At 58.9% G+C, this 26386-nt stretch carries 24 protein-coding genes; 9 read left to right on the forward strand and 15 right to left on the reverse strand.

Annotated features, from left to right (window positions below):
* Nucleotides 1-8 precede the first annotated feature (8 nt).
* Genes fdhE through fdnG form a run of 4 tightly spaced genes read right to left on the reverse strand, consistent with a single transcriptional unit; the run spans nucleotide 9 to nucleotide 5532 of the window.
* Nucleotides 9-938, reverse strand: coding sequence for a formate dehydrogenase accessory protein FdhE (fdhE, locus tag GVK32_RS25015; RefSeq protein ID WP_045853695.1), 930 nt, complete (start codon nucleotides 936-938; stop codon nucleotides 9-11).
* The gene (gene fdoI / locus GVK32_RS25020) at nucleotides 935-1570 is read right to left on the reverse strand and encodes a formate dehydrogenase cytochrome b556 subunit (protein WP_041143394.1); all 636 of its coding nucleotides are present in this window, start codon (nucleotides 1568-1570) and stop codon (nucleotides 935-937) included. The genes fdhE and fdoI overlap by 4 nt, the downstream gene beginning before the upstream one ends.
* Nucleotides 1567-2469 carry a formate dehydrogenase subunit beta gene (fdxH, locus tag GVK32_RS25025; protein ID WP_041143395.1) on the reverse strand — a complete coding sequence of 301 codons (903 nt, stop codon included), beginning with the start codon at nucleotides 2467-2469 and terminating at the stop codon, nucleotides 1567-1569. The genes fdoI and fdxH overlap by 4 nt, the downstream gene beginning before the upstream one ends.
* 12 nt (nucleotides 2470-2481) lie before the next feature.
* Nucleotides 2482-5532: a formate dehydrogenase-N subunit alpha gene (gene fdnG / locus GVK32_RS25030; protein ID WP_159873162.1), complete on the reverse strand. Its 3051-nt coding sequence runs from the start codon at nucleotides 5530-5532 to the stop codon at nucleotides 2482-2484.
* A gap of 156 nt (nucleotides 5533-5688) precedes the next feature.
* Between fdnG and fdhD the strand changes: the two genes are divergently transcribed.
* Nucleotides 5689-6525 carry a formate dehydrogenase accessory sulfurtransferase FdhD gene (gene fdhD / locus GVK32_RS25035; RefSeq protein ID WP_159873164.1) on the forward strand — a complete coding sequence of 279 codons (837 nt, stop codon included), beginning with the start codon at nucleotides 5689-5691 and terminating at the stop codon, nucleotides 6523-6525.
* Between the two features lie 127 nt (nucleotides 6526-6652).
* Nucleotides 6653-6865 (forward strand): YdgH/BhsA/McbA-like domain containing protein, encoded by a 213-nt coding sequence (locus GVK32_RS25040; protein WP_123710474.1) that lies wholly within the window; start codon nucleotides 6653-6655, stop codon nucleotides 6863-6865.
* 41 nt (nucleotides 6866-6906) lie between these two features.
* Here the strand turns inward: GVK32_RS25040 and GVK32_RS25045 are convergent, their stop codons facing one another.
* Complete coding sequence (locus GVK32_RS25045) at nucleotides 6907-7230, reverse strand: AzlD domain-containing protein (RefSeq protein WP_159873166.1); 324 nt, start codon at nucleotides 7228-7230, stop codon at nucleotides 6907-6909.
* Nucleotides 7230-7889 (reverse strand): AzlC family ABC transporter permease, encoded by a 660-nt coding sequence (locus tag GVK32_RS25050; RefSeq protein ID WP_132514430.1) that lies wholly within the window; start codon nucleotides 7887-7889, stop codon nucleotides 7230-7232. Before GVK32_RS25050 ends, GVK32_RS25045 begins: the two co-directional genes overlap by 1 nt.
* Nucleotides 7890-7989: 100 nt before the next feature.
* On the opposite strand from GVK32_RS25050, the gene GVK32_RS25055 reads away from it, so the two are divergent.
* From GVK32_RS25055 to GVK32_RS25080, 6 genes are all read left to right on the forward strand, one after another.
* Complete coding sequence (locus GVK32_RS25055) at nucleotides 7990-8538, forward strand: helix-turn-helix domain-containing protein (RefSeq protein WP_159873168.1); 549 nt, start codon at nucleotides 7990-7992, stop codon at nucleotides 8536-8538.
* A 95-nt stretch (nucleotides 8539-8633) separates the two neighbouring features.
* Entirely contained in the window at nucleotides 8634-9629 is a 996-nt protein-coding gene (locus GVK32_RS25060) for a substrate-binding domain-containing protein (protein ID WP_115193847.1), read from the forward strand.
* A 113-nt stretch (nucleotides 9630-9742) separates the two neighbouring features.
* Entirely contained in the window at nucleotides 9743-11866 is a 2124-nt protein-coding gene (locus GVK32_RS25065; protein WP_159873170.1) for an alpha-galactosidase, read from the forward strand.
* 41 nt (nucleotides 11867-11907) lie between these two features.
* Complete coding sequence (locus GVK32_RS25070; protein ID WP_159873172.1) at nucleotides 11908-13173, forward strand: MFS transporter; 1266 nt, start codon at nucleotides 11908-11910, stop codon at nucleotides 13171-13173.
* A 60-nt stretch (nucleotides 13174-13233) separates the two neighbouring features.
* Nucleotides 13234-13827: a DapH/DapD/GlmU-related protein gene (locus GVK32_RS25075; protein WP_045853681.1), complete on the forward strand. Its 594-nt coding sequence runs from the start codon at nucleotides 13234-13236 to the stop codon at nucleotides 13825-13827.
* A 199-nt stretch (nucleotides 13828-14026) separates the two neighbouring features.
* Nucleotides 14027-15313 (forward strand): carbohydrate porin, encoded by a 1287-nt coding sequence (locus tag GVK32_RS25080; RefSeq protein WP_370461204.1) that lies wholly within the window; start codon nucleotides 14027-14029, stop codon nucleotides 15311-15313.
* 51 nt (nucleotides 15314-15364) lie between these two features.
* On the opposite strand, the gene rhaM is transcribed toward GVK32_RS25080, so the two are convergent.
* The 9 genes from rhaM to rhaB form a co-directional block, all read right to left on the reverse strand.
* Nucleotides 15365-15679, reverse strand: coding sequence for an L-rhamnose mutarotase (gene rhaM / locus GVK32_RS25085; RefSeq protein ID WP_159873176.1), 315 nt, complete (start codon nucleotides 15677-15679; stop codon nucleotides 15365-15367).
* Nucleotides 15676-16824 carry a lactaldehyde reductase gene (gene fucO, locus GVK32_RS25090; protein ID WP_159873178.1) on the reverse strand — a complete coding sequence of 383 codons (1149 nt, stop codon included), beginning with the start codon at nucleotides 16822-16824 and terminating at the stop codon, nucleotides 15676-15678. Before fucO ends, rhaM begins: the two co-directional genes overlap by 4 nt.
* A gap of 52 nt (nucleotides 16825-16876) precedes the next feature.
* Nucleotides 16877-17878 (reverse strand): ABC transporter permease, encoded by a 1002-nt coding sequence (locus GVK32_RS25095; RefSeq protein WP_159873180.1) that lies wholly within the window; start codon nucleotides 17876-17878, stop codon nucleotides 16877-16879.
* Nucleotides 17875-18879 (reverse strand): ABC transporter permease, encoded by a 1005-nt coding sequence (locus GVK32_RS25100; protein WP_159873182.1) that lies wholly within the window; start codon nucleotides 18877-18879, stop codon nucleotides 17875-17877. The genes GVK32_RS25095 and GVK32_RS25100 overlap by 4 nt, the downstream gene beginning before the upstream one ends.
* On the reverse strand, nucleotides 18879-20390 hold the full coding sequence (locus GVK32_RS25105) for a sugar ABC transporter ATP-binding protein (protein ID WP_159873184.1): 1512 nt from the start codon (nucleotides 20388-20390) through the stop codon (nucleotides 18879-18881). The genes GVK32_RS25100 and GVK32_RS25105 overlap by 1 nt, the downstream gene beginning before the upstream one ends.
* 51 nt (nucleotides 20391-20441) lie before the next feature.
* Nucleotides 20442-21428, reverse strand: coding sequence for a rhamnose ABC transporter substrate-binding protein (gene rhaS / locus GVK32_RS25110; RefSeq protein WP_159873186.1), 987 nt, complete (start codon nucleotides 21426-21428; stop codon nucleotides 20442-20444).
* Nucleotides 21429-21570: 142 nt separating this feature from the next.
* Nucleotides 21571-22401 carry a rhamnulose-1-phosphate aldolase gene (gene rhaD, locus GVK32_RS25115; RefSeq protein ID WP_159873188.1) on the reverse strand — a complete coding sequence of 277 codons (831 nt, stop codon included), beginning with the start codon at nucleotides 22399-22401 and terminating at the stop codon, nucleotides 21571-21573.
* A gap of 77 nt (nucleotides 22402-22478) precedes the next feature.
* The gene (gene rhaA / locus GVK32_RS25120; RefSeq protein ID WP_159873190.1) at nucleotides 22479-23738 is read right to left on the reverse strand and encodes an L-rhamnose isomerase; all 1260 of its coding nucleotides are present in this window, start codon (nucleotides 23736-23738) and stop codon (nucleotides 22479-22481) included.
* Nucleotides 23735-25201: a rhamnulokinase gene (gene rhaB, locus GVK32_RS25125; protein ID WP_159873192.1), complete on the reverse strand. Its 1467-nt coding sequence runs from the start codon at nucleotides 25199-25201 to the stop codon at nucleotides 23735-23737. Before rhaB ends, rhaA begins: the two co-directional genes overlap by 4 nt.
* Nucleotides 25202-25514: 313 nt before the next feature.
* On the opposite strand from rhaB, the gene rhaS (GVK32_RS25135) reads away from it, so the two are divergent.
* Entirely contained in the window at nucleotides 25515-26351 is an 837-nt protein-coding gene (gene rhaS, locus GVK32_RS25135) for an HTH-type transcriptional activator RhaS (RefSeq protein WP_159873196.1), read from the forward strand.
* Nucleotides 26352-26386 lie beyond the last annotated feature (35 nt).

The following is a 26386-nucleotide window of genomic DNA, read 5'->3' on the forward strand; positions in this document are numbered from 1 at the left end:
ACTACTTTTTACTCGCCTTCACCCGGGAACATAAACGGGTTGATAGAGCTTCGGGCAAAACCTTCCTGCTCCATATGGGCGTCCAGCACCAGCGAGGCAAGATCGTCAGCGACGGCTTCGACATTGGGATCTTTTTCCTGATACATAATCTTCAGGTAGGTCCCGCAGTCGCCGCAGCTTTCAGCCTTGATCGCCGCCTGCTCGTTATCCAGCGACCAGTAGTTCAAATCGCGGCTCTGTTCGCAGTTGCTGCACTTCACCCGCACGACGTGCCATTCGGTTTCGCACAGATTGCAGTGCAGGTAGCGCAGCCCCTGAGTGGTACCGATTTGCACCATGCTGGAGACCGGCATCGAGCCGCAAACCGGGCAGTGCTGACGCTGCTCGCCGTACTCGGCGTGGGCTTTACCGGGGATCAGGCTCGCCATCTGCGCCCAGTAGAGCGACAGCGCGGCCCAGATAAACGGGGCCTTATCGCTGCTGACCAAAGCAAAGTCGGAGGCGAAAAGCGCGCTCGCCATCAGCTCAAGCTCCTGTTCGGACGCTTTTTCCAGGTTTTCGATCACCGCCAGCGCCGGGCCGCTCATTTCCGGCTTCAGCTCGGCGATAAGCGAATGCAGCAGCTTGTGCCAGTGCTTATCGCGCGGCAGGACGTGAATATCCAGCGGCGGTTTGCCCTGGGCATTCGCCTCTTTGAGGCGGGCCGTCAAATCCATCTGCAGCGGATGGTCGTACAGCACCACTTCCTGGGCGTGGGCGATCAGCGCAGCAAAGCGCAGATAGTCGCCCAGCGGGTTGCTCTCCGCCAGCTTGCGCAGGCGCTCGGCGCGGCGGTTATAAAGATTTTTTAGCCTGGGGAACAGTAGCGGCGGAATATATTCCGCCGTGCGTTTCTCGCTCGAACCCAGCTCATCTTGCGGGATTATGCGAATACTCATTCAGTCTTTTTTTCCTGTTTCTGGCGAACTTCGCGATACCAGCGTGGGTGATGTTTCTTCGCCCATGATTTGGTAACCCAACCTTCCACCATCGCGGTAATGGTGCCTTTCACCCACAGGGCGGCGTAGATATGCACCATGATAACCACAATTAACGCTACTGCGGCAAATGAATGCAGCATTAGCGCAAATCGGATCACCGGGATTGAGAACGCAGGCGCAAAATACGGACGCCAGATGATCACGCCGCTTATCAGCAGCAGAACCAGGAAAATAATCGCCGCCCAGAATACGCATTTCTGACCGAAGTTATAGCGCCCGGTGTCACCTACCTCCTCGTTGACGACGATCTTACGAATATTCTTCGCCCAAAAGATATCATCCCGATTGATTAGGTTGTGATGCCAGTAGCGGAAAAACATGATGATGAACGAGGCAAACATGATAACCCCGACAAACGGGTGCAGAATTCGCGCCAGCTGCGGGGTGCCCATGATCTGCATCAGCCAGTTGAAGGAGGGGAAAAAGAACCCCAGCCCGCTGATGGCCGCCAGCATAAAGCAGAAGGCGGTCACCCAGTGGTTGATTCGCTCCGGCGCCGTGTAGCGCACGATGGTGTCACGTCTTTTCATTTGCGCACCTCGTCATTCTCTTCATGCAGGTTGTCTTCTTCCTCTTCCGCACGGTTCGGACCGACGCCGACGTAGTGGAAGATGCTGGCTGCGAAGGTCGCGGCAAAGCCCACCGCCGCGAGCGGTTTCCAGATGCCTTTCCAGAACTTCACGGTGGCGCTGATTTCCGGGTTTTCCGGCAGGCCGTGGTACAGATTCGGCTTATCGGCGTGGTGCAGGACGTACATCACGTGCGTGCCGCCGACGCCGGCCGGATCGTACAGGCCCGCGTTGTCATAACCGCGGGTTTTCAGCTCGGCGACGCGCTCGCCTGCCAGCACTTTCATATCCTCTTTGGAGCCAAAGTGGATAGCGCCGGTCGGGCAGGTTTTCACACAGGCCGGCTCCTGGCCGACGTTGACGCGATCGACGCACAGCGTGCACTTGTAGACGCGGTTGTCTTCCGGGTTCAGGCGCGGCACGTCGAACGGGCAGCCGGCAATGCAGTAGCCGCAGCCGATGCACTGCTCGGACTGGAAATCAACGATACCGTTAGCATACTGAATGATAGCCCCTTCTGCCGGACACGCCTTCAGGCAGCCCGGATCGGCGCAGTGCATGCAGCCATCCTTACGAATTAACCACTCCAGCCTGTCGTTTTGCTCCACTTCCGAGAAGCGCATTACCGTCCAGGATTTGGCGGTCAGATCGGCCGGGTTGTCGTACACGCCGACGTTGTGACCGACCTCGTCACGGATATCGTTCCACTCCGAACAGGCCACCTGACAGGCTTTGCAGCCGATGCAGGTGGTGACGTCGATAAGCTTCGCCACCTCCTGCTGGTGGTCCCGCGCCTGAGGCGCGGGGGTGAAACCGTTAGTCGCGGAACGACGAATAATGTCTTGCGATTGATAAGCCATAAGTCGTCTCCCTTACACCTTTTCCACGTTCACGAGGAAGGCTTTGAACTCCGGCGTCTGCGTATTCGCATCACCGACGAACGGCGTTAGCGTGTTGGCGATAAAGCCCTTCTTCGCCACGCCTTCATAGCCCCAGTGGATCGGAATACCGATAGTATCGATATCCTTACCGTCCACCTTCAGCGTGCGAATTCGCTTGGTCACCACCGCCTTGGCCTTGATATAGCCGCGGTTGGAGGAGACTCTGACGGTATCGCCGTGGGCAATACCGAGCTTATTCGCCAGCTTCTCGCCGATTTCAACAAACTGTTCCGGCTGCGCGATGGCGTTGAGCAACGCGTGCTTGGTCCAGTAGTGGAAGTGCTCGGTGAGACGATAGGTGGTGCCAACGTACGGGAACTTATCCGCTTTACCCATCTGCTCCAGGTCACCCTTAAAGACGCGGGCGGCCGGGTTGGAGACCACGTTGGGGTGCAGCGGGTTAGTGCCCAGCGGCGTTTCGAACGGTTCGTAGTGCTCAGGGAACGGTCCTTCCGCCATTTTGTCGATAGCAAACAGGCGGCCCATTCCTTCAGGCTGCATGATAAACGGCCCGACGTCGCTGCCCGGCGCGGCGGCACTGTAGTCAGGAATATCCATACCGCCCCATTTTGCGCCATCCCATTTGAGGAGCTGGCGCTTCGGATCCCACGGCTTGCCCTGCGGGTCTGCGGAAGCACGGTTATACAGGATGCGGCGGTTAAGCGGCCACGCCCATGCCCAGCCCAGGGTATTGCCGAGGCCCGACGGGTCGGCGTTATCGCGTCTCGCCATCTGGTTACCGTCCGGCGTCCAGCTGCCGGCGAAGATCCAACAGCCGCTGGAGGTGGTACCGTCATCGCGCAGCTGCGCAAAGGAGCTGAGCTGCTGGCCCTTCTTGACGATAACCGCGCCGGTGGCCGGGTCGGTTATATCCGCCAGCGCCTTGCCGTTGCTCTCCATCGCCACCTCTTCCGAAGCCGGTTCATGCGGGGTGGAGTAGTCCCAGGTCATGTTCAGCACCGGCTCCGGCGTCGGGCCGCCTTCTTCGGCGTACATTTTCCGCAGGCGCATAAAGATACCGGCGAGGATTTCGCCATCGGTGACGGCAATCCCCGGGGCGTCCGCGCCTTTCCAGTGCCACTGCAGCCAGCGTCCGGAGTTGACGATAGAGCCGTTCTCTTCGGCGAAGCAGGTTGACGGCAGGCGGAAGACTTCAGTCTGGATTTTCGCCGGATCGACGTCGTTCGACTCACCGTGGTTCTGCCAGAAGGTGGACGTTTCGGTGCTGAGTGGGTCGATAGTGACCAGGAACTTCAGCTTCGACAGCGAGGCGACGACCTTGTTTTTATTCGGGAACGAGGCCACAGGGTTAAAGCCCTGGCAAATATAGCCGTTCACTTTGCCCTGGTTCATCATCTCGAAGTACTGCAGAACGTCGTACCCTTTATCCCACTTCGGCAGCCAGTCAAAGCCCCAGCTGTTCTCCGCCGTTGCCTTATCGCCGTAGAAGGCCTTCATCATTGAGACGAAGAATTTCGGGTAGTTGCCCCAGTAGTTAACCTGATCCTTCAGCAGCGGTTTCGGCGTGCTGGCGGCCAGGTAAGTCTGGATATCGGCCTGTTTTTCGCTCGGCAGGTTCATGTAACCCGGCAGGCTGGTGGAGAGCAGCCCCAGGTCGGTCAGCCCCTGAATATTGGAGTGGCCGCGCAGCGCGTTCACGCCGCCGCCCGCCATCCCCATATTGCCGAGCAGCAGCTGGATCATCGCCATGGTGCGGATGTTCTGCGCGCCGATAGAGTGCTGCGTCCAGCCAAGGGCATAGAGGAACGAAGCGGTTTTATCATGGGCGCTGGTTTCGGCGATGTATTCGCAGACTTTCAGGAAGTCGGCTTTTGGCGTCCCGCAGATATTTTCCACGACCTCCGGCGTATAGCGGGAGACGTGCTGTTTCAGCAGATTCCAGACGCAGCGCGGATGCTGCAGGGAGGTATCGCGTTTGGCAAAGCCGTTTTCGTCCAGCTCGTAGTTCCAGCTGGTCTTATCGTAGCTGCGTTTTTCGGCGTCGTAGCCGCTAAACAGGCCGTCATCGAAGCTGTAATCCTCACGCACGATCAGGCTGGCGTTGGTATAGGCTTCGGTGTACTCGCGGTTGATTTTTTCGTTATTCAACAGGTACAGGATGACGCCTGACAGGAAGGTAATGTCAGTACCAGAGCGAATCGGGGTATAGAAGTCGGCTACCGACGCGGTACGCGTAAAGCGCGGGTCGATAACAATGAGCTTCGCGCCATTGTGAATTTTGGCTTCCATCGCCCAGCGGAATCCTACCGGGTGCGCTTCAGCGGCGTTACCGCCCATGACCACAACGAGGTTGGCATTTTTAATGTCAACCCAGTGGTTCGTCATCGCACCGCGACCAAATGTTGGAGCAAGACTTGCTACCGTTGGTCCGTGTCAGACGCGCGCCTGGTTGTCGACCGCGAGCATACCGAGCGCGCGGGTGAATTTCTGCGTTAAATAGCCGGTTTCGTTGCTGGAGGCGGATGCGCACAGCATACCGGTGGTCAGCCAGCGGTTAACGGTGGTGCCGGCGTCGTTTTTGGCGACAAAGTTGGCATCACGGTCTTCTTTCATCAGCTTCGCGATACGATCGAACGCGTCGTCCCAGCTGATTTGCTGCCATTTATCGGAGCCAGGTGCGCGATATTCCGGGAACTTCAGCCGGCTTTCGGAGTGGATAAAGTCCACCAGACCGGCCCCTTTCGGGCAGAGTGCACCACGGTTGACCGGATGATCGGGGTCACCTTCGATATGAAAGATGGATGCTTTGGCGTTTTTCGCACCGTCACCGAGGCTATACATTAACAGCCCACAGCCAACGGAACAGTACGTACAGGTGTTGCGGGTTTCACGGGTACGCAGCAGCTTATATTGCCGGGTCTCCGCGAGCGCAATGGCCGGGGCGAAGCCCAGCGTTGCTGCCGTTGTACCTGCCATACCGCCAGCGCAGATCTTAAAGAACTGCCTTCTGCTGACCTGCATGGTTCACTCCTTGTATCGACATTGTCACATGTAGTTATTTACTTTGCGGTAAGGGTCGCAAAGGTTCAGAATTAGGGGCAATCACCCTCTTTCTTGAGGGGGTATGTAAAGAATACCACATTGTGTGTATGCCTGTTCCAATACGGTTAAGACAAAGTGAATAAGAACCCTCTCGAACAAATCAAAAATGTGACAACTGTCACGGGTTACCGCCAGGTCGCGCTGTGGAAGCGCGATAATTTGCAACATCCTCAGCCGGACGAGTTAGCTGAAGAGGTGCCGGTCGCCCTGGTCTATAACGGCATCTCCCACGTTGTGATGATGGCCTCTCCGGGCGATCTGCAGCGGTTCGCCGTCGGTTTTTCGTTATCCGAAGGGATTATCGAAAATCGCTCCGAGATCTACGGCATGGACGTAGTGCAGGAATGCAACGGCCTGGCCGTCAGAATTGAGCTCTCCAGCCGCCGGTTTATGGGGCTGAAAGAGCGCCGCCGTGCGCTGGCGGGACGCACCGGCTGCGGAGTATGCGGCGTGGAGCAGCTAAACGATATCGGCAGGCCGGTGCGCCCGCTGCCGTTTACGCAAACCTTCAACCTCGCGAACCTCGATCGCGCGCTGGAGCACCTTAACGACGTGCAGCCCATCGGCCGCATCACCGGGTGCACCCACGCGGCCGCCTGGGTTCGGCCGTCGGGCCAGCTGGCGGGCGGGCATGAAGACGTTGGCCGTCACGTCGCTCTCGACAAGCTGCTCGGGCGGCGCGTGGAGGAGGGAAGCGACTGGAAGAACGGCGCGGCGCTGGTCTCCAGCCGGGCCAGCTACGAGATGGTGCAGAAGGCGGCCATGTGCGGCGTGGAAATTCTGTTTGCGGTCTCCGCCGCGACCGCGCTGGCGGTTGAGGTCGCGGAACGCTGCAACCTGACGCTGGTCGGTTTTTGCAAGCCGGGCAGAGCGACGATTTATACCCACCCGCAGCGGATTATTGCGGGTTGAGATATGATCAATTTTTTTGAATGATGTGAACAAAACCTTCCGCTTTTTGTTATGGGATGTGAGGTCTATTATTTATCTCATCAAGGCACAACGCCTTACCCAAACAACTTACTGAAGGATTTATCTCATGAAAAACGTCAAAACTTTTGTAGCAGTTATCGCTCTGGCCGCTTCTTTTGGTTCTTTCGCCGCTCAAAGCGTGACCGCCACCGCCGCAACCATGGACGGCGCTGAAGCTAAAATTGCCGCTCAGGCCCAGGCTGCTGGCGCATCATCTTATAAAATTACCGAAGCCTTTACCGGTAATCGCGTGCATATGACGGCAGAACTGAACAAATAAATAAAGAGCTACTGTCGAAAGAGCGCCCCTGGGGCGCTTTTTTAGTTTATGCCCGCCAGCCGCAGCAGGGCGGTAACCACCGCCGCAGCAATAATCACCACGATCAGCGGCATTTTGCGCCAGGCGAGAAATACCGCGAAGCCCACCCCCAGCACCCGAGCCATACCGGCAAAATGTTCGCTTTCATAAAATGTAGTCGCCAGGGCGACGGAAAATAGCAGTATCGTCGCGGCGTCCGAGAGCAGCGCCTGAGAACGCTCGGAAAGCGCCAGGCGGCTACCGATCTTCGCGCCGCCGAGGCGCATCAGGTAGGTTCCTGCCGACAGGATAGCGATCCCGATGATAAACAGCGTGATGTTGCCCATTATTTTTTCCTCGCCAGCAGGCCGAACAGGGAGAACAGCACCGGCAGGCCCGCTGGCGCAAAGGAGACCGCTGCGAGGGATAACGCTGCACCGCTGCAGGCGCGGATTAAAGTGGTGCGGTTTTTAAACGCGGGAATGACCAGCGCCAGCAGAATGGCGGGGAAGACGGCATCGAGGCCGATGGTTTCCGGGGCCGGCAGGATCTTGCCGACCAGGGCCCCAAGCAGCGCGCCCAGCGGCCAGATGATAGCCACGCCGAGTCCGCACAGCCAGTAGGCGGCTTTACGCTGCTCCGGCGTTTTCTGCGACAGCCCGAAGACCACGCTCTCGTCATTCATAATATGGCAGCCCAGCAGGCTGGCGCCGCGCCTGCCGACCAGATCGCGAACCGTCACGCCGAACGGCACGTGGCGGGCGTTGACCAGTAATCCCGCGGCGGCGGCGGCCAGTGGATTACCGCCGCTGGCGACGATGCCGATAAACATAAACTCCGAGGCGCCCGCCAGCACGCAAATCGACAGCACGAACGGCACCCACACCGGGAAGCCATAGGCTATCGCCAGCGAACCGTAGGAGAGGCCGACGACGCCAACGGCCAGGCATACCAGGAATATCGCTTTTATTGTGTCTGCTTTGAGACAGGAAAAGTGCTGCTTCATACTATTTAGCCATATCGAACGAATTTCCATTATAATGAACGCAACCCTATAGGCTTTCAAGTCGAACGAATCGTTCGATATAAAAAACGTGGAGCCGTGTATGACACAGCCAATTAGCCTGATTGCCCGGAGCCTGGTACGCGAGCGCTCGCGCACCGGGCTCTCGCTGGCGGAAGTCGCGCGCCGGGCCGGTATTGCTAAATCGACGCTATCGCAGCTGGAGTCAGGCAACGGCAACCCCAGCCTCGAGACGCTCTGGGCGCTTTGCGTCGCGCTCGATATTCCGTTTGCCCGGCTGCTGGAGCCGCAGGCGCAAAAAACGCAGGTACTGCGTCGCGGGGAAGGGACGAAGGTGGTGGCTGAGCAGGCCCACTATCAGGCTATTCTGCTGGCGGCCTGCCCGCCCGGCGCCCGGCGCGATATCTATTTACTGCTGACCCAGCCCGGGGCTGACCGTATTTCTCACCCGCACCCGCCGGGATCGATAGAGCATATTATTGTCACCCAGGGCCGCGCGCGCGTGGGCCTGACCGAAGCGCCGGAAGAGCTGGGCCCGGGGGATTACATCTGTTACCCCGCCGATCGGGAACATCTCTTCCAGGCGCTGGAGCCGGATACTCAGGCTATTCTGGTGGCTGAGCAAAGCTAGCGTTTTATTGCGGGAATGACCGCGCCGCTCCCGCTGGACGTCCCGCCCGTATTGCGGGACACTAGCCGTTTCCTCCACCGCCGACTGGGATACGTATGTCGCTGAAAGCTATTGCTAAAGAACTTGGGATCTCGGTAACGACCGTCAGCCGCGCGCTGAACGGTTATGACGACGTGTCGCAGGAGACGCGCGCCCGCGTGGAGGCGGAAGCGCAGCGCCGTGGCTACCGGCCCAATACCTTCGCGCGACGCCTTAAAATGGGCAAAATTGACGCCGTGGGTCTGGTTTTTCCCATCAGCCCGGCCCCGCTGAATAACAACGTATTTCTCGACATGGTCGGCGAAATTAGCCACGAGCTGTCGCGCTATGAGATTGATTTACTGCTGATTGCCGACGATGAACAGGCGGACAAGCACGGCTATATGCGAATGGTCCAGAGCCGGCGGGTCGATGCGCTGATCGTCGCTCATACCCTGGATGACGACCCCCGCCTGACGCAGTTGCTCTCCTCCGGCTTTCCTTTCCTCGCTCTTGGCCGCAGCCGGTTGCCGCAGCCCTATGCCTGGTTTGATTTTGATAATCAGGCCGGAACCTGGCGTGCGACCCGTCATTTGATTAGCCAGGGGCATCGGCGCATCGCGCTGCTGAGCGAAAATAACAATCAGGCGTTTATCACCCAGCGCCGCAACGGCTATCTGCAGGCGCTGCGCGAGGCCGGATTAGCGGATACCTGGCTGCGCAGCGTGCCCCCAACCCGCCGCGGTGGCTATCAGGCGACGATGGAGCTGCTGCGTTTGCCGGAACCCCCCACGGCGATCGTGACCGACTGTAATACCCACGGTGACGGCGCGGCGATGGCGCTCTCCCAGCTGGGGCGCCTGACCGGAGATAACCGCGTGTCGCTGGTGGTTTACGACGGACTGCCGCAGGACAGCATTATTGAAACCCCGGTGGCGGCGGTGATCCAATCCACTCGCCAGGGCGTTGGCCGCCAGATCGCTGGCATGGTCCGTCGGCTGATTGCCGGCGACGATCTTTCCTCCCTGCAGGTGCTCTGGCAGCCCGAATTTATTCCCGGCGACACTGCCTGACTCCCCTCCCGCTACGCTAATTTCTGCACTCGATCACGAATCCGAAACGTTTTGGTTGTTAACCGAAACGTTTCGGATCAACAGTAAGGCATTCCTTGCTGTGGAGATGTCTGATGTCTGATTCGATTGTACGCCTGCAAAGCGCAGGGGCCGATGTGGTAATCAAAACCCATCCGTTTGCCGAAATTATCTACTGGGGGCCGCATTTAAGCCATTTTTCGCCGCAGGATGCGGCCAGCCTGACGCGCCCGGTGGCTAACGGTCGCCTGGACGTCGATTCCCCCGTAACGCTCATGGCTGAGCTGGGTCACGGGCTGTTTGGCGCGCCTGGGATTGAAGGGCACCGCCAGGGGCTGGACGGCTCGCCGGTGTTTGCCACCGCCGAGGTCGTGCAGGACGGGCAAAGCCTAACCCTTATCAGCGAGGACCCGCACGCCGGGCTGCGCCTGCGTAGCGAAATTGTGCTCGATAGCAGCGGCGTGCTGAGCGTTCGCCACGGTCTGACCAACCTGCGCGTGCAGCCCTGGCAGGTGGACCGGCTAGCGGTCACGCTGCCGGTTGCCGAACGCGCCCGCGAAGTGATGGCTTTTCACGGCCGCTGGATCCGCGAGTTTCAGCCGCATCGGCTGGTCCTCGATCACGACAGCTTCGTGCTGGAAAATCGCCGCGGGCGCACCTCCCACGAGCATTTCCCGGCGCTGATTACCGGCAGCACCTCCTTTAGCGAGATGCAGGGCGAAGTGTGGGGAGTACACCTTGGCTGGAGCGGCAACCACCGCCTGCGCGCTGAGGTAAAAACCGATGGCCGCCGCTATCTGCAGGCGGAAGCGCTCTATTTACCGGGGGAGATGGCGCTGGCCGAAGGCGAAACCCTGTGGACGCCGTCGCTGTACGCCAGCTACTCGGCGCAGGGTCTGAACGGCATGAGCCAGCAGTTTCATCGCTACCTGCGCGAGCAGATCGTGCACTTCCCGGATAACAAACCGCGCCCGGTGCATCTCAATACCTGGGAGGGGATCTATTTCAATCATGACCCGCAGTACATCATGCGCATGGCGGATGAGGCGGCGGAACTTGGCGTCGAGCGCTTCATCATTGACGACGGCTGGTTCAAAGGGCGCAACGACGACTGGGCGGCGCTCGGCGACTGGTATCTGGATGAGAAAAAGTACCCCAACGGGCTGACGCCGGTTATCGACCACGTGAAGTCGCTGGGCATGGAGTTCGGCATCTGGGTTGAGCCGGAAATGATCAATCCGGATTCGGACCTTTTCCGCGCCCACCCTGACTGGGTGCTGGCCCTGCCGGGCTATACGCCGCTGACCGGCCGCCATCAGTACGTCCTGAACCTTAATATTCCGCAGGCCTTTGACTATCTGCTGGAGCGGATGAGCTGGCTGCTGGGCGAGCACGCCGTGGATTATGTGAAGTGGGATATGAACCGCGAGCTGGTGCAGCCGGGCCATAACGGTAAAGCCGCCGCCGATGCGCAGACCCGCGAGTTTTATCGTCTGCTGGACGCGCTGGTTGCCCGCTTCCCGCATATCGAATTTGAATCCTGCTCCTCCGGCGGCGGACGCATCGATTATGAGGTGCTGAAGCGCAGCCATCGCTTCTGGGCTTCCGATAACAACGATGCCCTGGAGCGCAACACTATCCAGCGCGGCATGAGCTATTTCTTCCCGCCGGAAGTGATGGGCGCGCATATCGGCAACCGCCACTGCCACGCCACCTTCCGCCAGCACAGTATCGCCTTTCGCGGCCTGACCGCGCTGTTTGGCCATATGGGTTTGGAGCTGGATCCGGTGAGCGCCGACGAACAGGAGCGCGCGGGCTACCGCAAGTATGCCGCGTTGCATAAGCAGTGGCGCGACGTTATTCATCACGGCGTGCAGTGGCGTATGGATATGCCGGACGCTACCACGCTGGCGCACGGCGTGGTCAGTGAAGATAAGAGCCAGGCGATTTTCCTCGTCAGCCAGCTGGCGATGCCGGATTACACCCTGATGGCGCCGCTGCGCGTTGCGGGGCTGGAGGCGGGCGCCCGCTATCAGGTTACGCTGCTCGATCACCCGGATATTCAGATTACGGGAGAGGGCGGTCATACCATGCGTAAGCTGCCGGAATGGATGGTGACCCCGCAAACGGTGAGCGGCGAGTGGCTACAGCAGGCGGGGCTGGCGCTGCCAATCCTCGATCCGGAAAGCGCCATTTTAATTGGCCTGCAACGCGTGTAATGGTGACGGGCCGCCAGGCGGCCCTGACTGAGGAATATAAAATGAACCCGACTGCCTGTACCCACAAAAACAACCCTAACTTCTGGATTTTCGGCCTGTTCTTTTTTCTCTACTTTTTCATTATGGCCACCTGCTTCCCGTTCCTGCCGATCTGGCTGTCGGACGTTATTGGCCTGAATAAAACCGAGACCGGCATCGTTTTCTCCAGCCTTTCCCTGTTTGCGATCTGCTTCCAGCCCGTTCTGGGGGTGATTTCCGATAAGCTGGGGCTGAAAAAACACCTGATGTGGATCGTGACGATTTTGCTGGTGCTGATTGCGCCGTTCTTCCTCTATGTTTTTGCGCCGCTGCTGAAAACCAATATCTGGCTGGGGGCATTAAGCGGGGGCGCCTATATTGGTTTCGTGTTCTCCGCCGGCGCCGGCGCGATGGAAGCCTATATCGAACGCATCAGCCGCAACAGCGGGTTTGAGTACGGTAAAGCGCGTACCTTTGGCTGCCTTGGCTGGGCGCTGTGCGCGACGACCGCGGGGATGCTGTTTAGCGTCAATCCCGAGTGGGTATTCTGGATGGGCTCGGCCGCCGCGCTGCTGCTGGTGGTGCTGGTGGCTATCGCGAAACCGCAGGCCAGCTCGTCCGCGCAGGTGCTGGATTCCTTAGGCGCGAATCGCCCATCGGTGGATTTAAAAAGCGCCCTGCGGATGTTCCGCCAGCGCAAAATGTGGATGTTTATTCTGTATGTGGTCGGCGTGGCGTGCGTATACGACGTCTTCGATCAGCAGTTTGCCACCTTCTTTAAATCCTTCTTCGCTACGCCGGAATCGGGTACCCGCGCCTTTGGTTTTGCGACCACCGCCGGGGAGATTTGCAACGCTATCATTATGTTCAGCTCGCCGTGGATTATTAACCGCATCGGTGCGAAGAACACCCTGCTGATTGCCGGGATGGTGATGGCGGCGCGGATGATCGGCTCATCCTTCGCCACCACCGCGGTTGAGGTTGTGGCGCTGAAGATGCTCCACGCCCTGGAAGTGCCGTTCCTGCTGGTGGGGGCGTTTAAATATATTACCGGCGTATTTGACGTCCGGCTGTCGGCGACGATTTATCTGGTGGGCTTCCAGTTTTCCAAGCAGGTGGCGGCGATTTTCCTCTCCGCATTTGCCGGCAATATGTATGACCGGATCGGTTTCCAGGAGACCTATATGATCCTCGGCGGTATTGCGCTCTCCGTCACCTTAATATCGGCCTTTACGCTTTCAGGGAAGTCCGTGCCCGGAAGCGTCAGTAATAAAGCAATGACAATTTGATCAATTAACAGAATAAACTCTCACAGGGATGTGCTGAATAAACGGGAGAACATATTGATTATGGATATTAAAAAAAGAATGAACAGTGGTGAATTATATACTGATGGCGGCTACGGGCTGCCGGAGGAGCGGCTAATGGCAAAGGTGCGGGCCTATGAATATAACCACTCGCACCCATTCGGTCAGGAGCTAAGAGAGGATATTATCCAGCGCATGTTTGCGAGCGTGGGGAAACAGTGCTGGATTGAGCCGCCGATCAATCTTGCTTACGGAACTCACACCACTATTGGCGATAACTTCTACGCAAACTTCAACCTGACGCTGGTGGATGACGCGGAGATTATTATCGGCAATAACGTGATGTTCGCACCGAACGTGACGATCTCTACCGCTGGTCATCCGGTGCATCCGGATCTGCGCCACACGCAGCAGCAGTTCTCTCTGCCGGTGATTATTGAGGATGGCGTCTGGCTGGGCTCCGGCGTGATTATTAATCCCGGCGTTACCATTGGCAAAAACTCGGTGATTGGCGCCGGCAGCGTGGTTAATCGCTCGATTCCACCGAACGTTGTTGCCGCCGGGGTGCCCTGCCGGGTATTAAGAGATATTACCGATGAGGATAAAAATAAACATCAGCTATATACCGGCCAATAAACATAAGTCACATATTAATTAGCACTCGCTTCCATATAAAAATAATGAAGATAGAAAGGTGAGTTATTCACTCACCTTACCTCCCTGTTGCCTCCGGAAAATAAAAATGAATAAAAAGACGATAGCCTTAGCGATTAGTTTATGTTTGATGGAAAGTTCGGCAGTTGCTAAAAATAATTCTCTGACGCTTGAACAGCGTATGGAACAGCTGGAAGCGCGGCTGGCCGCGGCGGAAAGCCGGGCTACGGTGGCGGAAGGCCAGGTGCGAGAATTACAGGAGAAACAGCGCACCGCTATTGCGCTGGCGCAACCGACCGTTGCGGTAAAAAGCGTCACGGCGGTCGAGGAGAGCAAAAAGAATATTACCGCGCCGGAGCTTAAGCTTTCCGGCTATGGCGATCTGAAGATCTACGGTGACGTTGAGTTCAACATGGACGCGGAGAGCAAGCACGGCCTGCTGGCGATGACCAACGCCGATGTTGGCAGCGACCCGACCTACGATAACTGGGACTTAAACGGCCGCATTCTGCTGGGCTTTGACGGCATCCGCACCATGAGCAACGGCTATTTCGCCGGCTTCTCGATTCAACCGCTGGCCGATATGACCGGCTCAATGAACCTTGACGATGCCGCCTTCTTCTTCGGCCAGGAGAAGGACTGGAAGATAAAAGTTGGGCGCTTTGAAGCCTATGACATGTTCCCGCTGAACCAGGATACCTTCGTCGAGCATTCGGGTAATACCGCCAACGATCTCTACAGCGACGGCCACGGCTATATCTACATGATGAAAGAGGGACGCGGGCGATCCGACGCGGGCGGTAACTTCCTGCTCAGCAAGCAGCTGGATAACTGGTACTTCGAGCTGAATACGCTGCTGGAGGACGGCACCTCCCTGTATGACGGCGGTGACTACCACGGCCGCGACATGGAGCAAAAAAAGAACGTCGCCTATCTGCGCCCGGTTGTCTCGTGGGCGAAGGATGAGCTCTCCGTCGCCGCGGCGATGGAGTCGAACGTGGTGAAAAACGCCTACGGCTATAGCAACGCGCGGGGAGAGTTTGTCGATCAGTCCGATCGTACCGGCTACGGCCTGACCATGACGTGGAATGGCCTGAAAACCAATCCGGCCGATGGGGTGGTGGTGAACGTGAACACCGCGTATATGGATGCCAGCAATGAAAAAGACTTCACCGCCGGGGTTAACGCGCTGTGGCAGCGCTTTGAGCTGGGCTATATCTACGCTCATAACAAAATCAACGACTATGACGGGGTGATCTGCGATAACGACTGCTGGATTAAGGATGAGGGGACCTACAATATTCATACCTTCCACGCCTCGTATCAAATCCCGAACGTGATGAATATGCAGAACTTTAATATCTATCTCGGGGCCTACTACTCCATTCTTGATAGCGATGTGCAGGCCAATAAGAGCGATGACGACGATCGCTACGGCGCGCGGGTGCGCTTTAAATACTTCTTCTGAAGACCGTAAAAGCGGCCCCGTTAAATATCGTCCGGCGGGGCCGCCCGGGATTTAATCCAGATAGAATACCGGCTTCAGCTCGGCGCTAAGCGGGCTGTTATCGGCGTTTGCGGGCATCACGTCGCGCATATGCCGCCACCAGCGCTGACAGACCTCGGTTCCGGCGACCGCGTTCCAGCGGGCTTCAGATTCAATCTCCACCGTGGCGAACAGCAGGCTGCGCGCTTTATCGAGATAAATGGCGTAGCGGTGCACGCCGTGCGCCTTCAGAACCGCCTCCAGCTCCGGCCAAATTGGCGAATGTCGACGCTCATACTCTTCGTGCGCGTCGGGATTCACCTGCATCACAAACGCCTTGCGGATCATAACGCCTCCAGATAGAGCTCGCGCACCTGGTCGCGGCTGGCGGTTCGCGGGTTGCACGGCGCGCACGGATCGGCGAGGGCCTTGTCCAGCCAGCCTTCGATGTCGGATTTGGTCACCCCAAGCTGGCTGAAGCCCTGCGGAATGCCGACGCGTTTGCTCAGGGTGCGAATCGCCTCGATTGCCGCCATGCTGGCAGCATCATCGCTCATGCCGCGGGTCTCGACGCCCATCGCCTGCGCCACGCGGGCAAAACGGGCAACGGCGTTCGGGCGGTTAAAGTTTTCGATGATCGGCAGCAGGATGGCGTTGCATACGCCGTGGGGCAGATTGTGGGTCGCGCCAGGCTGATGCGCCAGCGCATGGACCAGGCCGAGACCGGCGCTGTTGAACGCCATGCCCGCCAGATACTGACCAAACGCCATCTGCTCGCGCGCCTCAAGGTTGTGCCCGTCGTCGACGGCTTTCGGCAGCCACAGATTAATCAGCCGAATGGCCTCCAGGGCATTGGCATCGGTGAGCGGGTGGGCGCCGACCGAGACGAAGGCTTCGATAGCGTGGGTCAGGGCATCCATTCCGGTGGCCGCGGTGATGGAGGCCGGGATGTCCAGCATCACGCTGGCGTCATCGACGGCGATGTCCGGAATAATATTCGGATCGATGATCACCTCTTTTACCTGGCGCGCGGAATCGATGATGACCGCATTGCTGGTCATCTCCGCCGCCGTTCCGGCGGTGGTATTGATCGCCACCAGCGGGACGCCGGCGTTTTTCACCTTGCCGACGCCGGAATAGGCGGTGGAAGGGGCCGGGTTGGCGGTGAGAATTTTAACCGCTTTCGCGGTATCGATGGGGCTGCCGCCGCCAAAGGCGATAATGTAATCGCACTGCGCATCGTGGAAGGCGGTAATACCTTTATGCACCAGCGCTTCGGTGGGGTTCGGGAATACCTCATCAAACAGGTGCCAGGACATCTGGTGTGCGTCGAGCGCGGCAAACAGGCTGTCCAGCAGACCCAGCTTCACCAGCTGACCGTCGGTGACGATCAGCGCTTTGCCCCACTGTTTAGCGGCGACCAGATTGACCATATCGCCAATGGCGCCCGCGCCGTGCAGGCTGATTTTCGGCAATGCCAACATAAAGCTCATGATAACTCTCCTGTTAATGAAATCCCGTTCCCCCCCACCGTCAGGCGAAGGGCTAATGTCTTCGCTGCAGCACCCGCCGGGCGATAATCGGCAGCGAAATCACCGCGATCAGCATGGCGCCGATGATTATCGACATCACGATGCCCGGTACGTTGAGCAGGCTCAGGCCAAAGGTCACCAGCCCCATCAGGAAGGCGGCAATAATCACCCCCACCATGCTGCCGGAGCCGCCGAGGATATTGACGCCGCCGAGCACCGCCATCGTCACGACCGCCAGCTCCCAGCCCACCGCCAGCGAGGGGCGAGTGCTGCCGAGCCGTGACGTCAGCAGCACCGCGGCCAGCCCCGCCATCAGCCCAACCAGGGCAAACAGGATCAGGTTATGACGCTTAACGTTGATCCCGGAAAACCAGGCGCCGGTCGGATTATTGCCAATCGCGTAGGTGCGGCGGCCAAAGTTGGTTTTATGCAGCAGGAAGGTAAAGGCGGCCGCCAGCAGCAGGAACAGCGCAAACTCAAACGAGAGTGCCCCCCAAACGTAGCCCTGGCCGAACCAGGCGAAGCTGTCTGGATAGTGATTTAGCGCCTTATCACCCAGCAGGATGTAGGTCATGCCGCGGTACAGACTCATGGTGCCGATGGTGATAACGATCGACGACAGATTCAGGCGCGTCACCAGGATGCCGTTAAACAGGCCGCACAGCAGGCCCACTCCCAACCCGACGGCCACCAGCAGCGGCGTATCCATCCCCGCCGCCGCGCAAAAGCCCATCGCCGTGGAGCTCAGCGCCATGGTGGAGGCGACCGAGAGGTCAATCTCTCTGGCGATAATCAGCATCGCCATCGGCAGGACGATAATCGCCTTCTCGGTAAAGTTGAAGGTGGCGTCAGAGAGGTTCCAGATATTAAGGAAGTAGGGCGACGCCAGCGCGTTGGCGGCAAAAACGGCGAGGGTCACCGCCAGCAGGAAGCCTTCCCAGCACAGCAGGCGGCGCAGCGGCGACGGCGCCGTCGGGCGGCCGGCCATCTCGTCAGTGGTCATTATTTTGCTCATGGTTTCACCGTCTGTTTTTGCGAAGCCAGCACCGCGCTGCGCAGAATGAGCCGTCCTTGACGTTTGTTCCCACGCTCGTTAAGCACCACGGCGATGACAATAACCGCGCCGGAGATGGCCATCTGCCAGAAGGGGGAGATACCGATGACCGGCAGCGCGTTGTTGATAATCCCGAGGAACAGCGCGCCGCACAGGCAGCCGACTACGCGTCCGGTGCCGCCCATGGTGCTGATGCCGCCGATGACGCAGGCGGCTACGACCTGCAGCTCGAAGCCGTTGGCAACGTCAACGTAGGCGACGGCAAAGCGGGAGATCCACAGATAGCCGCAAAATCCCGCCAGCGCCCCGGAAAGGCAGAAGCTGATGAACTGCATTTTCCCGGCGTTGATGCCGGTGTAGTACGCCGCCGTGGCGTTGCCGCCTGCGGTGTATAGCGCCCGCCCGGTGCGGCTGTAGCGCAGGAAGTAGCCCACCAGCAGCAGGGCGGCGATGGCGCACCAGCTCAGCAGCGGCAGCCCCAGCAGCGAGGCGCGCGGCAGGGCGAGGAAGTCCGCGCTCATCTGATGCGAGTTAACCCAGCCGCCGTCGGAGAGCAGGAAAATAATGCCGCGATAGATGCTCATGGTGCCGAGGGTGACCACGATCGCCGGTATGCCGAGACGCCAGACCAGCAGACCGTTAATCACCCCCATCAGCAGGCCGAGCAGGGTCGCCAGCATCAGCAACGCCCACACCGGAATGTCCGGGTGGTGGGCATTAAGCAGGGCGACGATCATCCCGGTCAGCGCCAGGTTGGCGGCCATCGACAGGTCGATCCCCTTGGTCAGCAGCACCATCATCTGGCCGAGAGCGAGGACGATAAGAATCGAGGTGTCGTTAAACATCTCGACCAGGTTTTCCGCTGCGATGAACGACGGTACCCGGCTGCCGATGCCCGCGACCATTAGGATAATGACCGCCGCCAGCAGCGCTTCGCGGTTTTTAAGCAGTTGTTGCCACATTACGCAGCCTCCCGGGCAGTGCCGCTGGCGGCGCTGACGATAGTTTCCGCCGTCGCTTCGCCGGCGCGATATTCGGCCACCATCAGCCCTTCGTGCATCACGATGATGCGGTCGGCCATTCCCATAACCTCCGGCAGCTCTGATGAGACCATAATGACCGCCAGTCCCTGGCCCACCAGCTCGGACATAAACTGATGCACCGCCGCTTTTGAACCGATATCGATACCTTTCGTCGGCTCATCGAGAATGATCACCTGTGGATGGGTGGCCAGCCATTTGCCGATCACCACTTTCTGCTGGTTGCCGCCGGAGAGGGTTTCTACCGCCTGCTGCCAGCTAAAGGCCTTGACCTGTAGGCGCGAGGCATACTCATCGGCCAGCCGCCATTCGCGGGCGTCGTTCAGCACGCCGCGGGGGTTGAGCCTGGAGAGCTGGGGCAGGCTGATGTTCTGCACGATCGGCAGGGCGACGATCGCCCCCTGCTTCTGCCGCTCTTCCGGCACGCAGACGATACCGGCCTGAATGGCGTCCGCCGGCTGGCGAAAGCGCACCGCTTTGCCATTCAGCACCATTTCGCCGGAGGAAGGGTGCGATACGCCGGACAGCGCCTGCATGAGCTCGGTGCGCCCGGCGCCGACCAGCCCGTAGAAGCCGAGGATCTCGCCTTTGCGCAGGGTGAAGTTGATATTGGCGAACTCGGTGGGGTGACAGAGATTGTTGACCTCCAGTACCGTTTCTCCCGGGGTGCAGCTCACCTTCGGGTAGGTTTGGGTAATGGCGCGTCCGACCATCATCGACACCATCCGCTCTTCGGTGATCTCGTTGATGGCGCCGGAGCTCACGTACACGCCGTCGCGTAAGATGGTGTAGTAGTCCGCCAGCTCGAAGATTTCGTCAAACTTATGCGAGATAAACAGGATGGCCTTACCGTCCTGTTTCAGGCGCTCGACTATCTGATAAAACTCCAGAATTTCGTGTTGCGAGAGCGCGGCGGTCGGCTCGTCAAGGATAACCACCTGCGCCTCAAAGGAGAGCGCCCGGGCGATAGCCACCATGTGGCGCTGGGCGATGCTCAGCGTTTTTAGCGTCGCGCGCGGGTCGATCTGCACTTCCAGGCGGCGAAGAATATCCCCAGCTTTCTGGTGCATTGCCGGCCAGTCGAGCTTTTTCAGCAGGCCTTTATGCAGATACTGGCCGACAAAAATATTTTCCGTCACCGAGAGCTCGTCAAACAGCACCGTTTCCTGGTGGATGGCGGTGATCCCGACCCGGTGCGCCGACTCCGGATGAGGCAGTTGAATCGGGATCGCTTTATAAAGGATTTCGCCCTCTTCGGGCTGATAAATGCCGGTCATCACTTTGACCAACGTGGATTTGCCGGCACCGTTTTCGCCAATTAAGGCGGTCACTTTGCCGGGCCAGAGATCGAGCTGTACGTTCTCAAGGGCACGCACACCGGGGAAAACCTTGGTGATGCCCTTAAGCGACAGCAGTGGGGTGGACGCCGTCATGATAAGTCTCCGGTTTTGCCCCTGTCCCGAGAGTGAAACAGGGGCTGAGGATTAGAAAATCTTGGAAAACTTATCGATGTTGCCGGCATCGTAGACGAAAGGCTCCGCCATCGCGCCGCTGCCGTCGGCATCCAGCTTCACCTTGCCGAGCCTGCCCATATTAGCTTCGGTTTTGGTTGCCGTGCCTTTGACTAAATCGTCGGCGAGGTAGGTAGCGGCATAGCCGAGGTCAATGGGGTTCCAGATAGCAAAGCTTTTGCTGGCGCCGGACTTAATCGCCCCGGCCATTTCAGACGGCAGCCCCAGTCCGGTGACGTACACCTTGCCAATCTTGCCCTGATCCTTCACCGCCTGGGCGGCGGCAACGATCCCCACCGACGAAGGCGAGACGATCGCTTTCAGATTGGGATACGATTTCAGCAGGCCGACCGCTTCGCGGTAGCTCTTGTCGGAGAGATCGTCCCCGTAGGCAACGGTGACCAGGTTGACGGAAGGGTACTTCGGTAGCACCTTCTTCATCTCTTCGATCCAGATGTTCTGGTTGGTTGAGGTGGGGGTTGCGCTGAGGATCGCCACGTCGCCTTTTTCGACGTTCAGCGCCTTCAGGGCGTCCGCGGCGAGCCTGATGTTGGTCTCGCCAATAAGTGCGTTATTGGAAGGATTTAGGTGGATCTGGCGCCCCGCCGGCGCGACGCCGGAATCCCAGGAGACCACTTTGATCCCGCGCTGCATCGCTTTTTTCAGCACCGGCACCACGGCGTCAGGATCGTTGGCGGAAATGGCGATCGCATCCACCCCCTGGGCGATCAGCCCGTTCAGCACTTCGATCTGCGCTTCGGCGGTGGTGGTGGTGGGGCCGGTATAAATCACTTTCACATCGCCTAACTCTTTCGCCGCTTCCTGCGCGCCAACGTTCGCTGCCTCGAAGAATCCATTTCCCAATGATTTTGCCACGAGGGCAATTTTAACTTCAGCTAAAGCAGAACCGGACAACGCCAGGGCGGCAACGGTGAGGATCAAGCTTGTCTTTATTTTCATTGCTTTTACTCCACATGATTGAGTTAGTTTCCCGCCGTCTTTCATCTTGCTGGTACATGGGCTTCCCGCAGGGCGAAAGAGTTAGGGTAGGGTTTGCAGGTGACAGAGTTCGCCCCGTCTCGGTGAGCGGGGCGCGATGTAATTATTGATAAAGGTCTAACGCGGACTGCATAGGCTGCACATCAAAACGCTTGCCGAGGGCAATCAGCTCTTCGCGGGTGATGGTCTGCTTCATGCCACCCATGGAGTAAACCTTCACCAGCACTTCAGCCGATTTCTCGGCGGTATCGATCAGGCCAAAGGTCTCATCCAGCGTCGGCCCGCTGCCGAAGACGCCGTGGAACGGCCACAGCACCAGCGAATGCTGACGCATTTCCAGCGCGGTGGCTCCGCCGATTTCGTCGGTGCCTGGCACCATCCACGGCAGAATACCAACGCCGTCCGGGAACACCACCAGACATTCGGTACTGCCTTCCCAGAGCTTGCGGGTGAAGAGATCGCTATTGTTCTCCAGCACGTAGGTCAGGGCGATCAGGTTGGTGGCGTGGCAGTGCATGATCACGCGATCTTTGCCGCCGGTCAGCCTGATGCGTTCGCTGTGGGACAGGAAGTGGGCCGGCAGTTCCGAAGTCGGCACCGCCTCGTTCTCCAGGCCCCACAGGATGTGATACCCCGCGCCGTCGCTGTCCACTTTGACCACGCCGAGGTTGGCGGCCGGATCGAGCTGCACGTTGCGGAAAAATTTACCGGAGCCGGTGACGATAAACGGCTGATTGGCCAGCGTCGGCATCGGCTGGCTCAGGGCGATATAGCGCGGTTTGGCGTGGAAATCCGCCGCGAAAGGTTCGATATCGGCTTCGTCGAGGCGTAGCGTCAGGTTGCCGCCGTTGCGCTCATCCCAGCCCTTCAGCCACGCATCGGTGGTGGCCTTAATCATGCCCTGGACGAACCAGGAGTCGATAATGGTGTGCATAGTTTTGTGCTTCCTGTTGATTCGGCGCGGGGTTGACCCCGCGCCCTGAATAGGTTGTTTATCTGTCGGTTGCCGGGCTACCCGCGCAGGCTCAGCACATCTTTCTCGTAGCCGCGAACGCTATCCAGCCACTGGCTGCCCGCCGGGGTATCGTGACGCTGGCAGTACATCTCCCAGACGGCCTGCCACGGCAGGCATTTCTGCTCTTCCAGCAGCGCCAGTCGGGCGGTGTAATCGCCGTCGGCTTCCAGCTGGCGCAGCTGTTCCGTCGGCTCCAGCAGCGCGCGCAGCAGCGCTTTTTTCATGTTGCGGGTACCAATCACCCACGCCGCGATGCGGTTGATGGAGGCGTCGAAGAAATCGAGGCCGATGTGCACGCGGTCAAACAGGTTGTGGCGGATGATTTCGCTGGCGATGGCCTGGGTTTCGTCATCCAGCAGCACCACGTGATCGCTATCCCAGCGTACCGGGCGGCTGACGTGCAGCAGCAGGCGCGGAATGTAGAGCATGGCGGCGGAGATCTTGTCGGAGATGACCTCCGTGGGATGGAAGTGGCCGGCGTCCAGGCACAGCGCGGTCTGCCGGCTGGTGGCGTAGCCCATATAGAATTCATTGGATCCGACGGTGTAGCTTTCGGCGCCGATACCGAACAGCTTGCTCTCCACGGCATCGATGTGATGCGCCGGATCGAGCTTCTCGCTAATGACCTCATCCAGCGCGTTCAGCAGGCGCTGGCGCGGCGCCAGGCGGTCAACGGTGATGTCCTTCATACCGTCCGGGATCCAGATATTCATCACCGACGGGGTGCCCAGCTGCTCGCCGAAATAGGCGGAAACCCGGCGGCTGGCCTTGCAGTGATCGATCCAGAACTGGCGGATTTCATCGTTAGCGTGCGAGAGGGTAAAACCGTCGGCGCTCAGCGGATGCGAGAAACAGGAAGGGTTAAAGTCGAGACCCAGGCCGTTGCTTTTGGCCCACTCCACCCAGTTTTTAAAGTGCTCAGGTTTGATTTCGTTACGCGCAACCGGGGTGTCAGACTCCAGGTACAGCGCGTGCAGGTTCAGCCGTTTCGGACCGGGGATCAGGCTCAGCGCCTGCTCGAGGTCGGCGCGCAGCTCGCTCGCGTTGCGGGCTTTACCCGGATAGTTGCCGGTGGCCTGAATCCCGCCGGTTAAATTGCCTTCCGGGTTTTCAAAACCCGCGACGTCATCGCCCTGCCAGCAGTGCATGGATACGGGGAGCCGGTCCAGCTGGCGCAGAGCCTCCTCGACATCCACACCGGCGGCGGCGTAGCGCTGTTTAGCAATTTCCCAGGCTTGTTCAAGTTGAGTGGTCATGCGCAAAGCTCCTTGGTCTGTTGTTGCTGAAACTGCGCAACGAAGCGGGCAATTTCATGTTCAGGATTAGGGGTAAACGTGGTGAGCGCGTAGTTGTCGCGCACCACCTGACGGAAATCATCGACGTTGTTCAGCTCATCCAGCGTCATCAGCTGGATGCCGATATTGCCGAGCGTAGAGGCCTCGACGGGGCCCGCGATAACCGTAATGCCGCAGGCGTCCGCGCACAGTTGATTGAGCAGCGCGTTCTGACAACCGCCGCCGACGATATGCAGCTGGCTGAAGGGCTGGCCCCGCAGCCGGGCAAGCTCGCCGAGCACGCGGGCGTACAGCAGGGCGAGGCTGTCAAAAATACAGCGCGCCAGCTCGCTGTCGCCGTCGGGCACCGGCTGTCCGGATTCACGGCAGGCGGCCTGAATCTCGGCGCTCATATTGGCCGGGTTGATAAAACGCTCATCGTTGCAGTCAATCACCGAGCGGCAGGCCGGGAGGCCGGCGGTCTGGGCAATCAGCGCCGACAGGTCGCTGACGTTCTGCTCTTTCAGCACCCGCTGCAGCAGCCACAGGCCCATAATATTTTTCAGCACCCGATAGCGGCCTTCGGCGCCGCCTTCGTTGGTGATATTGGCCTGCAGTGCATCATCGCCGGTGCAGGGGGTTTTGCTTTCAAAGCCCATTAACGACCAGGTGCCGGAGGAGAGATAGGCCGCATTTTTACCGGCCAGCGGAGAAGCGATCACCGCGCTGGCGGTATCGTGACTGGCGACGGCGACGACCGGGATCGCTTTGCCCTGCGGGCAAATCCAGTGGCCGATCACGTTGCCGGGATGGGTCGGGGTACCGAACCACTCGCGCGGCGCGCCGCTCCAGTTCAGCAGATCCTCATCCCAGCTATCGCTGTTGATATTGACCAGCTGGGTGGTGGTGGCATTGGTGTATTCCCAGTTCATCTGGCCGGTCAGACGGAAGCTGAAGTAGTCCGGGATCAGCAGCGCGTGCGCGGCCTGGCTCACCAGTTCCGGCTGCTGCTCAACCAGGGCGCGCAGCTGGTAAAGGGTGTTGAACGGCAGAAACTGAATGCCGCTGCGGCGATAGATATCCGACCGGCCTATCTGCGCTTCGGCATGCTGCATCAGGCCGTGGGTGCGGTCGTCGCGATAGGAAACCGCGAGGCCGACGCGCTGGCCCTGACCGTCGAGCAGGACATAATCCACGCCCCAGGTATCAATGCCGATGCTGTCGATAAGAATGCCCTGAGCGCACACCAGCGCCAGCCCGCGGCGAATTTCGCCTTCCAGGCTATCGATATCCCAGCAGTCGTAGCCATCCACCTTGTGCAGGCTGTTGGTAAAACGGTGGATTTCACGCAGCGTCAGCGTGCGCTGTCCGCTTTCATAGCTGGCGAGCATCACCCGCCCGCTGGAGGCGCCTAAATCAACGGCGACACAATGTCGAAAACTCATGGCAGAGATCCTTCTGAAAATCATTGCCAGCAGTCTAAAAAAGTCGCCGGTCGCGCACCTTCTTGCCACGGACAGGGAAATTTATCCGCTGGCAAGAAAGCAAAGGTGACCGTGAGATAGCTCACAATTTCATTCTGTCGCTATCGACGCGGGGGATGTGACGCTCTCCGCAGTTCCCGATCTTTCCGGCCGTTTCTTGAAAAAGCGGCAGGCTTTACGCCGTTTGCGGTCGAAAATTGAAGGCCGGATTGCCGGCCCTTAATTACTATTTGCGACACTGATTGATAACATTTCTCATTTCGAGGGAGCTGCTATGACCGTATTGCACAGTGTGGATTTCTTTAAGTCCGGTACTTCTGCTGTTGCCATTGAGCCACGCCTCCCTCAGTCGGCGTTTCCGGAGCATCACCACGATTTCCATGAAATTGTTATCGTCGAGCACGGGACGGGGATCCACGTTTTCAACGGCCAGCCCTATACCATCAGCGGCGGCTCGGTTTGTTTTATTCGCGATCACGATCGCCATCTTTATGAACATACCGATAACCTGTGCCTGACCAACGTGCTCTACCGCGCACCGGATGCTTTTCGCTTTCTGAGCGGCGTCAGCCAGCTGCTGCCGCAGGAGCAGGAAGGCAACTATCTCTCGCACTGGCGGGTTAATCAGGGGGCTTTGCAGCAGGTGCGGCAGATCGTCAGCCAGATGGAAAGCCTCGGCGGCGAGTCGGATGTGCATACCATTGCCAGCCGGGAAATTTTATTTATGCAGCTGCTGGTGCTGCTGCGCCAAAGCAGCCTCGCGGAAGGGGCCGCCGATAGCGAGGCGCGGCTCAATCACCTGATGGCGTGGCTGGAAGATCACTTTGCCGAGGATGTCTGCTGGGAAGAGGTGGCGGCCCAGTTTTCGCTGTCGCTGCGCACGCTGCATCGCCAGCTCAAGCAGCAGACCGGCCTGACGCCGCAGCGCTACCTGAACCGGGTGCGGCTGATGAAGGCGCGCCATCTGCTGCGGCACAGCGATGACAGCGTAACGGATATCGCCTATCACTGCGGATTTGGCGACAGTAACCACTTTTCGACGCTTTTTCGCCGCGAGTTTTCCTGGTCACCGCGTGATATCCGCCAGGGACGCGACGCCATTCTTCAGTAACGCGAGAGCAGTCAACGTTTTAGCGAGCAAAATCG

It is taken from the genome of Klebsiella sp. 18074, assembly GCF_902705905.1.
GTDB classification, from domain to species: Bacteria; Pseudomonadota; Gammaproteobacteria; order Enterobacterales; family Enterobacteriaceae; genus Klebsiella; species Klebsiella terrigena.

Excerpts from the sequence above, each read along its gene's own strand:
- rhaB (WP_159873192.1), bottom strand. The coding sequence starts at position 25,201 with ATGAGTTTTCGACATTGTGTCGCCGTTGATTTAGGCGCCTCCAGCGGG.
- GVK32_RS25095 (WP_159873180.1), bottom strand. The coding sequence starts at position 17,878 with ATGAGCAAAATAATGACCACTGACGAGATGGCCGGCCGCCCGACGGCG.
- GVK32_RS25065 (WP_159873170.1), top strand. The coding sequence starts at position 9,743 with ATGTCTGATTCGATTGTACGCCTGCAAAGCGCAGGGGCCGATGTGGTA.
- GVK32_RS25075 (WP_045853681.1), top strand. The coding sequence starts at position 13,234 with ATGGATATTAAAAAAAGAATGAACAGTGGTGAATTATATACTGATGGC.
- GVK32_RS25045 (WP_159873166.1), bottom strand. The coding sequence starts at position 7,230 with ATGGGCAACATCACGCTGTTTATCATCGGGATCGCTATCCTGTCGGCA.
- GVK32_RS25070 (WP_159873172.1), top strand. The coding sequence starts at position 11,908 with ATGAACCCGACTGCCTGTACCCACAAAAACAACCCTAACTTCTGGATT.
- fdhE (WP_045853695.1), bottom strand. The coding sequence starts at position 938 with ATGAGTATTCGCATAATCCCGCAAGATGAGCTGGGTTCGAGCGAGAAA.
- fdxH (WP_041143395.1), bottom strand. The coding sequence starts at position 2,469 with ATGGCTTATCAATCGCAAGACATTATTCGTCGTTCCGCGACTAACGGT.
- GVK32_RS25050 (WP_132514430.1), bottom strand. The coding sequence starts at position 7,889 with ATGAAGCAGCACTTTTCCTGTCTCAAAGCAGACACAATAAAAGCGATA.
- rhaD (WP_159873188.1), bottom strand. The coding sequence starts at position 22,401 with ATGCACACCATTATCGACTCCTGGTTCGTCCAGGGCATGATTAAGGCC.
- GVK32_RS25105 (WP_159873184.1), bottom strand. The coding sequence starts at position 20,390 with ATGACGGCGTCCACCCCACTGCTGTCGCTTAAGGGCATCACCAAGGTT.
- rhaS (WP_159873186.1), bottom strand. The coding sequence starts at position 21,428 with ATGAAAATAAAGACAAGCTTGATCCTCACCGTTGCCGCCCTGGCGTTG.
- fucO (WP_159873178.1), bottom strand. The coding sequence starts at position 16,824 with ATGAGCTTTATGTTGGCATTGCCGAAAATCAGCCTGCACGGCGCGGGC.
- fdoI (WP_041143394.1), bottom strand. The coding sequence starts at position 1,570 with ATGAAAAGACGTGACACCATCGTGCGCTACACGGCGCCGGAGCGAATC.
- GVK32_RS25060 (WP_115193847.1), top strand. The coding sequence starts at position 8,634 with ATGTCGCTGAAAGCTATTGCTAAAGAACTTGGGATCTCGGTAACGACC.
- GVK32_RS25080 (WP_370461204.1), top strand. The coding sequence starts at position 14,027 with ATGGAACAGCTGGAAGCGCGGCTGGCCGCGGCGGAAAGCCGGGCTACG.
- rhaS (WP_159873196.1), top strand. The coding sequence starts at position 25,515 with ATGACCGTATTGCACAGTGTGGATTTCTTTAAGTCCGGTACTTCTGCT.
- rhaA (WP_159873190.1), bottom strand. The coding sequence starts at position 23,738 with ATGACCACTCAACTTGAACAAGCCTGGGAAATTGCTAAACAGCGCTAC.
- GVK32_RS25040 (WP_123710474.1), top strand. The coding sequence starts at position 6,653 with ATGAAAAACGTCAAAACTTTTGTAGCAGTTATCGCTCTGGCCGCTTCT.
- rhaM (WP_159873176.1), bottom strand. The coding sequence starts at position 15,679 with ATGATCCGCAAGGCGTTTGTGATGCAGGTGAATCCCGACGCGCACGAA.
- GVK32_RS25055 (WP_159873168.1), top strand. The coding sequence starts at position 7,990 with ATGACACAGCCAATTAGCCTGATTGCCCGGAGCCTGGTACGCGAGCGC.
- GVK32_RS25100 (WP_159873182.1), bottom strand. The coding sequence starts at position 18,879 with ATGTGGCAACAACTGCTTAAAAACCGCGAAGCGCTGCTGGCGGCGGTC.